General features: G+C 73.5%; 4 protein-coding genes. 1 reads left to right on the forward strand and 3 read right to left on the reverse strand.

Annotated features, from left to right (window positions below; genetic code table 11):
- Nucleotides 1–52: 52 nt before the first annotated feature.
- From ABWI04_RS31545 to mfd, 3 genes are read right to left on the reverse strand one after another with little or no spacing between them, the layout of a single operon-like run.
- On the reverse strand, nt 53–1,024 hold the full coding sequence (locus ABWI04_RS31545; protein ID WP_345176854.1) for a nucleoside triphosphate pyrophosphohydrolase: 972 nt from the start codon (nt 1,022–1,024) through the stop codon (nt 53–55).
- A gap of 5 nt (nt 1,025–1,029) precedes the next feature.
- Nucleotides 1,030–1,686: a hypothetical protein gene (locus tag ABWI04_RS31550; RefSeq protein ID WP_345176853.1), complete on the reverse strand. Its 657-nt coding sequence runs from the start codon at nt 1,684–1,686 to the stop codon at nt 1,030–1,032.
- Nucleotides 1,687–1,725: 39 nt separating this feature from the next.
- Nucleotides 1,726–5,304, reverse strand: coding sequence for a transcription-repair coupling factor (gene mfd / locus ABWI04_RS31555; RefSeq protein WP_345176850.1), 3,579 nt, complete (start codon nt 5,302–5,304; stop codon nt 1,726–1,728).
- A 256-nt stretch (nt 5,305–5,560) separates the two neighbouring features.
- Between mfd and ABWI04_RS31560 the strand changes: the two genes are divergently transcribed.
- On the forward strand, nt 5,561–6,050 hold a 490-nt coding region (locus tag ABWI04_RS31560; protein ID WP_353834696.1), incomplete at its 3' end, for a class I SAM-dependent methyltransferase.

The raw sequence follows: 6,050 nt of genomic DNA on the forward strand, positions 1-6,050 counted from the left end.
CCTTCCCGAGCGGACCACCCCATTGGTGAGGTTCCGCCCGTTATCCCCCGAATCAGGCGTCGCGCCGCTCCCAGGTCCGGACACGGTCCCGGAATACCCGGGAAACGGCGCGCAACTCCGACTCCGCGTCCACGCCTCGCTCACCCGCCTCCCGGACCAGCGCGAACAGGCGTCCGCCCAGCTCGGTTCCGGCCTCCTCCGCCAGCCCCTCGGCGAGGCCGGACGGGGCGTCCATGCGCGCGGCGCGGCGCTGCAGCTGCGCGGCCAGCGACAGGGCGGGCTGGCCCATCGGCACGCCGTCGAGCGCCGAGGCCTCCGCGCCGCTCTTCTCCGCGCGCTCGGCCGCCTTGATCTGCTCCCAGTTGGCGTTGACCTCGTCGGCGCCGGAGACGGTGACGTCCCCGAACACGTGCGGGTGCCGCCGGACGAGCTTGTCGACGATCGCGCCCGCCACGTCGTCGATCGTGAACCCGGTCCCGTCGTCGCGCTCGGCGGCCACCACCGAGTGGAACGCCACCTGCATCAGCACGTCGCCCAGCTCCTCGCGGAGCGCGCCGTAGTCGCCGGCCTCGACGGTGTCGAGGACCTCGTAGGCCTCCTCCAGCAGGTACGGGACGAGGGTCGTGTGCGTCTGCTTGCGGTCCCACGGGCACTCGCGGCGCAGCGTGTCCATCACCGACACCAGGTCGAGCAGCCGCGCGCCCGGCAGGTCGTAGGAGCCGTGGAGCACCTCGACGTCCAGCGGATCGTCGACGACCAGGGCCCCGATCCCGCGCATCAGCGCCTCGTCGCCCTCGGGCGCGGCCACCCACAGCACGTCCGCGCGCCGCGCGTCGGCCACCAGGAGCGCCGGGTCGGGCTCCTCCACGAGGTCGGGGACGACGCCGGCGTCGAGGAGCGCGGGCAGCAGCGGGTGGCCGTCCCGGAGGCGGACGGCGTCGGCCGACCGGAGCGCGTCCCAGGCCCGCCAGGTCAGCAGGCCCGGCGCGACCCGGTGCGTGGTCGCCAGCAGGGTGAGGCTCATGGGCCTCAGATACCCGAATCGGGGCTGGACAGCCGGTAGACGATCGGGGCGACCTCGAACTTGGCGGGGTCGTAGTGCCCGTAGCGCGGGTTGACCTTGATGTGCATGCCGGCGGCGGTGCGCTGGAACAGCTCGTTCCACTGCCGCCCGGCCTGCTCGGTCGCCGGGTTCAGCCGGTTGTTCAGGTCGGCGCCGAACCGCTGCATGACCGCCAGCTGCGTCGCCACCAGCCGGGCGAGGTCGCGGGAGTGCGCGCGGGGCAGCCCGCTCGCCAGCGTGATCGACTGGGCCCCGCCCTGGCGGTCCAGGGCCTGGAGCGCGCCGTCGACCTGCCCTCCGGTCACCTCGACGCCGGCCCGGCGCGCCACCCGGTCGGCGACCCGGAAGTTGATCAGCAGGGTGAGCGCGCCCTGCAGGTCGGACTCGGAGTCGCCCGCGACCTGCGGTGCCGGGTTGGCGGGGTTGGCGCGCAGCTCGTTGGCCGCCGGGTCGGAGCGGAACTGCTCGCGCCAGTCGCGGACGGTCTGGCTGAGGGTGCTGACGGTGATGCGGTCGTCGCCGACGAGTGCGGCGGTGCCGACCTTCGGGGAGCCGCCGCAGCCGGCCAGCGCGGCGGCCGCCAGCACGGCCGCCACCGCCGCCTTCACGGACTTACCAGGCACGGATTCCTCGTCTCGTCGCTCGATCGGGGCGGCGCCAGCCTAGCGCCGCGCCGCGGACTCCAGGAACAGGGCGTCCACCAGGTCGGTCGCCCACTTCAGCAGCTCCTGGTCACGCAGCGGACGGCCCCCGAGCACCGCCGTCTTCGGCGCGGGCACGAGCAGGGTGTCGGTCGCCGGCTTCAGGATGCTCTTCGGGTACAGCCGCTGCAGCCTGACCTGCTTGGAGTCGGGCAGGTGCACGGGCGCGAACTTGACGAACGTTCCCTGGAGGGTGACGTCGCTCAGCCCCGCCCTGCGGGCCTTGGCCCGGAACCGGGCGACCTCCAGCAGGTTCAGCACCGGGACGGGCAGCGGACCGAACCGGTCCTTCAGCTCGTCGTGCACGGCGCCGATCTCGTCCTCGGAGGTGATCGCGGCGATCCGCCGGTAGGCGTCCAGCCGGAGCCGCTCGCCCGGCACGTACTCGTGCGGCAGGTGCGCGTCGACGGGCAGCTCGACCTTGGTCTCGACGGCCTCGGGCTCGCCGCCGCCCTCCTTCAGCTCCCGCACCGCCTCGCCGACCATCCGGACGTACAGGTCGAACCCGACGCCCGCGACGTGGCCGGACTGCTCGGCGCCGAGGATGTTGCCCGCGCCGCGGATCTCCAGGTCCTTCATCGCGACGTACATGCCGGCGCCGATCTCGGTGTGCTGCGCCAGCGTCGCGAGCCGCTCGTGCGCGGTCTCGGTGAGCGGCTGCTCCGGCTGGTAGAGGAAGTAGGAGTAGGCCCGCTCCCGGCCGCGCCCGACGCGGCCGCGCAGCTGGTGGAGCTGCGACAGCCCGTACATGTCGGCGCGGTCGACGATGAGGGTGTTGGCGTTCGGCACGTCCAGGCCGGACTCCACGATCGTGGTCGCGACCAGGACGTCGTAGTTCTTCTCCCAGAAGTCGACCATGACCTTCTCGAGCTCGTGCTCGTTCATCTGGCCGTGCGCGACCGCGATCCGCGCCTCCGGGACGAGCCGCGCCAGGGTCGCCGCGACCTTGTTGATGGACCGGACGCGGTTGTGCACGAAGAACACCTGGCCCTCGCGCAGCAGCTCGCGGCGGATCGCCGCGGCGATCTGCTTCTCCTCGTAGGGGCCGACGAACGTCAGGACGGGGTGGCGCTCCTCCGGCGGGGTGAGGATCGTCGACATCTCCCGGATGCCGGTGAGGCCCATCTCCAGCGTCCGCGGGATCGGCGTCGCCGACATGGCGAGCACGTCCACCTGCGTCCGCAGCCGCTTCAGCTCCTCCTTGTGCTCGACGCCGAACCGCTGCTCCTCGTCGATGATCACCAGGCCGAGGTTCTTGAAGCGGGTCTGCGACGACAGGATCCGGTGGGTGCCGACCACGACGTCCACCGAGCCCTCCGACAGCCCGTTCAGCGTCTCCCCGATCTCCCTGTCGGACTGGAACCGGCTGATCGGCTTCACCACGACGGGGAACGCCGCGAAACGCTCGGCGAACGTGGACAGGTGCTGCTGCACCAGCAGCGTCGTCGGCACGAGCACCGCGACCTGCCGCCCGTCCTGGACGGCCTTGAACGCCGCACGCACGGCGATCTCGGTCTTGCCGTAGCCGACGTCGCCGCAGATCAGCCGGTCCATCGGGACGGCCCGCTCCATGTCGCCCTTCACCTCGTCGATGGCGGCGAGCTGGTCGGGCGTCTCGTTGTAGGGGAAGGCGTCCTCCAGCTCCCGCTGCCACGGGGTGTCGGGCGCGAAGGCGTGGCCGGGGCTCGCCATCCGCGCCGAGTACAGCCGGATCAGCTCCCCGGCGATCTGCTTGACCGCCTTGCGGGCGCGGGACTTGGCCTTCTGCCAGTCGGCGCCGCCGAGCCGGTGCAGGCTGGGCGCCTCGCCGCCGACGTAGCGGGTGAGCTCCTCCAGCTGGTCGGTCGGGACGAACAGCCGGTCGCTCTTGGCGTACTCCAGGATCAGGTACTCGCGGGTGGCGCCCTGGACCGTGCGGCTGACCATCTCCACGTACCGCCCGACGCCGTGCTGCTCGTGCACCACGTAGTCGCCCGGCTTGAGCTGGAGCGGGTCGATGCCGCCGCGCCGCCGCGACGGCATGCGCCGCGCGTCGCGCGTGGAGGACTTCTGCCCCGACAGGTCGGTCTCGGTCAGCACCGCGAGCTTGACCGACTCCCAGGTGAACCCGTTCTCCAGCAGCCCGGTCGTGACGGTGACCACCGACGGCTCGGGCGCGCCGGCCACGTCGGCGAGCCGCGCGCCGACGCCCTCCTCCCGGGCGAGCTGGACGAGCCGCTCGGCCGGTCCGTGCCCGGCGGTGACCAGCACGACGCGCCAGCCGCCGTCCGTCCAGCCCTTGAGGTCGCCGACGACGCGGGAGGTGTCGCCGCGGTACGCCTCCGCCGGCTGCACCCCGAGGCTCAGCGTCTCCGCGCCGCCGCCGAGGGACCCGCCGTCCGGGAGCTCGGCGTCCGCGCCGCCCGCCGCCAGCGGGCTCAGCGCCGTCACGCTCCACCGCGGCAGCCCCAGCTCCGCGCTGTGCGCGCGGACCTCCTCCAGCGAGCGGAACGCCGCCGCCCCGAGGTCGATCGGCGCCTCTCCCCCGGCGGCGGCGTTGACCCAGCTCGCCTCCAGGAACTCCTGGCTCGTGCGGACCATCTCGACCGACCGGGTGCGGATCCGCTCCGGCTCGCAGACCAGCAGCGCCGACCCGTCCGGCAGCAGGTCGGTCAGCAGCTCCATGCTCTCGGCGAGGACGGGCGAGAACGCCTCCATGCCCTCGACGGTGTCGCCGTCGGCGATCCGGCCGAGGATCTCCTCCAGGGCGGGGTGCTCCTGCGCGAGCCGCCTCGCGCGCTCGCGCACCTTCTCCGTCAGCGGCAGCTCGCGGCACGGCGGCGCCCACAGCCCGCCCTGCGCGACCTCCAGGGAGCGCTGGTCGGCCGCCTTGAAGTAGCGGATCTCCTCGACGGTGTCGCCCCAGAACTCCACCCGCAGCGGGTGCTCCTCGGTCGGCGGGAACACGTCGAGGATCCCGCCGCGCACCGCGATCTCGCCGCGCTTCTCCACCAGGTCCACGCGCTGGTACCCGGCCTCCACCAGGCGCCGGACCGCGTCGTCCATGTCGGCGTCCTCGCCGGAGGCCAGCCGCACCGGCTCCAGGTCGGCGAGCCCGGACACGATCGGCTGGAGCACCGCGCGGACCGGCGTCACCACGACGTCCAGCGCGCCGCCCTTCGCCGAGCCGTCCCCGGCGGGCGGACCGCCCGCGCCCGGGTGGACGAGGCGGCGCAGCACCGCCAGCCGCTGCCCGACCGTGTCGGAGCGCGGGGACAGCTTCTCGTGCGGCAGCGTCTCCCACGCCGGGAAGTGCGCGACGCGCTCGGGGTCGAGCAGGCTCGACAGGGCGGCGGCCAGGTCCTCGGCCTCGCGGCCGGTCGCGGTCACCGCGAGCACGACGCCCTCGCCGTCCGCGCGCAGGCGGCGGCTCAGCGCGGCGGCCAGGATCGGCCACAGCGCGGCGGGTGCGACGATCTCCCGGTCCGTGCGCGGCCGCGTGAGCGCGCTCCGCAGGCCGGGGTCGGTGCACGCAAGGTCAACAAGTCCAGAAAGCGTCATTATTAGCCCGATATTCGCCCACAAATGGCCAATCACCCCGAGGCAGGGCAGGCCGAAAACCCGGAATCCAGCCGGACCCGGTACCGCGTACCAGCGTACGCGCCCCGGACGACGCTCGTTCAGGCGGAGCCGAAGGCGCCCGCCCGGGCACGCGGCCCGCCGTCCGCACCCTGACCGGCGAGGACGGCGACACGGCCGTCACCAAGAAAAGGCAAATAGCGGACGGAGCGCAGCCAAGCGATTACGCTGCGAGATTGTGACCGATCTGCGTACGTCGCCGGTCAACGGCGGCGATCTCTTCTCAGAACGCGCCCGCCAGTACGCCCTAGAGAAGCCCCTGCAGCGGATCCACATCCTCGAAGCGGGCTGCGGCTGGGGGACGGGGCTGGACCTCGGCGACCGCGAGCGCGAAGTCACGGGGGTCGACCTGGAGTCCCCGGAGCTGCGCGCCTACACCTGCGAGCGGCCCGACCTCGACGCCTGGCACCTCGGCGACCTGCGCACCGTCCCGCTGCCGCCGCGCGCCTTCGACATCGTCCACGCCTCGTACCTGATCGAGCGCGTCCCGCACGCCGAACTGGTGCTCGACCGGTTCGTCGCCGCGCTGAAGCCCGGCGGGCTCCTGCTGGTGCACCTGCGCGACCGCGACACCGCGTTCGGGTTCCTCGACCGCACGCTCCCGCGCTGGCTGCGCGCGTCCGGCCGGCGCCGCGCCCGCCCGGGGCGCGCCCCGGCCGCCGAGCGCG

The organism is Actinomadura sp. NPDC000929 (assembly GCF_040492065.1).
Lineage (GTDB): Bacteria > Actinomycetota > Actinomycetes > Streptosporangiales > Streptosporangiaceae > Spirillospora > Spirillospora verrucosospora.